The organism is Lactiplantibacillus sp. C232, assembly GCF_023806725.1.
Lineage (GTDB): Bacteria > Bacillota > Bacilli > Lactobacillales > Lactobacillaceae > Lactiplantibacillus > Lactiplantibacillus plantarum.
Genome location: NZ_JAMSKZ010000039.1, coordinates 1 through 1573 on the forward strand (window position 1 = coordinate 1; position 1573 = coordinate 1573).

Below are 1573 nucleotides of genomic sequence, written 5' to 3' on the forward strand. Positions count from 1 at the left end.
TTTGGATTACTTGGACGTGATAATATACCTACGGTGTCTTTTTAGCTCGGTTATGTATCCAGCATGATTTATAGCTGGAGAAGACGATTCCGATATCTAAAACAGGCGAACCGGCACATATGCCGGAAAATTCAGAGGTCACTTTTAAAATTGGCGGTGTCCGTGTTTCGAAATAAGTAACTAAATACGACAACTTATCGTTACTTGAATATTTTTGATTAGTCTGCTATCATATAAAGGGTATTATCAAAATATGAATAAATAAATCGGTTGACGTAAGCTCAAGGTGTTCTCTTTCAGGGGTGTGGAAGAGGTATCTGGGTTTACGTTTTTTGTATGAGGAGGTTTTTGTTTGGAATTTTTAGGTACCTTGGTGATCATCTTGATTGCAACTAGTCTATTTGGCCATCTAGCCTCTAGGGTTGGTATCCCAGCAGTGATCGGTCAATTATTTGTTGGAATTATTCTTGGCCCTGCGTTGTTGAATTGGGTTCACGCTAATGATTTTATCCATATTTTTTCAGAGATTGGGGTTATCATCTTAATGTTTATCGCCGGACTTGAGAGTGATCTTACATTGCTTAAAAAATATTTGCGTCCTAGCATAATTGTCGCGTTGTTAGGAGTTTTGATTCCAATGGTACTGATCTATCCAGTTGGTATTGTTTTTGGCTTGACACAATTTGAAAGCTTGTTTTTGAGCGTTATTTTTGCCGCAACGTCGGTTTCAATTTCAGTTGCTGTCATGAAAGAACTAAATTTACTTGATAGTAAGAGCGGTTCAACAGTCCTCGGTGCCGCGGTGGTTGACGATGTGCTAGCTGTCGTTTTACTTAGCATTATGGTCAGTTTAATAGGTACAAAGGCTGGTACGGATACCCAGATACCGCTAGCTCTGACTTTTTTAGAGCAGCTAATTTACTTTGCCGCAATTTATTTCGTGATGCGTTTTATCGCCCCTCTCCTCGCTAGACTAGGCACCAAATTATTGAATCCAGTGGGACCTACTATAATGGCGATGATTTTGTGTTTTGGTATGGCATATATTGCAAATCTGATTGGACTGAGTGCAGTAATTGGGGCCTTTTTTGCAGGAATTGCGATTGCACAAACTCATGTAGCTCATGAAGTTGATCAAAGTATCGAACCAATCGGTTATGCGATTTTCATTCCTGTATTCTTCGTTTCAATTGGTTTAAGTATGTCACTAGCTGGCATAGAACACGATTTGTTATTAATTATCGTATTGACAATTGTGGCAACACTGACGAAACTATTAGGAGCGGGAAGTGGGGCTAAATGGGCCGGATTCAGTTCGAATGAAGCTTACCTCGTTGGTGCAGGGATGGTCTCGCGTGGGGAAATGGCCTTGATTATCGCTCAAATAGGCTACCAATCCAAACTAATCAGTGATGATTACTATTCGGCAATTATCACTGCCATTATCCTAACAACGTTATTAGCACCATTACTACTCAAACATGCGGCTCGTCATATAAACTACTAAAACATTTTAGCGGTATGACACCCCTTCTCTGTGAAAAATAACTACTAGATTTCATCGAGATATTAC

At 39.7% G+C, this 1573-nt stretch carries 1 protein-coding gene; it reads left to right on the plus strand.

The window, feature by feature from the left end; all coding sequences use genetic code 11:
- Window positions 1-352: 352 nt before the first annotated feature.
- Window positions 353-1507: a cation:proton antiporter gene (locus MZO41_RS16475; RefSeq protein WP_013356282.1), complete on the plus strand. Its 1155-nt coding sequence runs from the start codon at window positions 353-355 to the stop codon at window positions 1505-1507.
- Window positions 1508-1573: the final 66 nt, after the last annotated feature.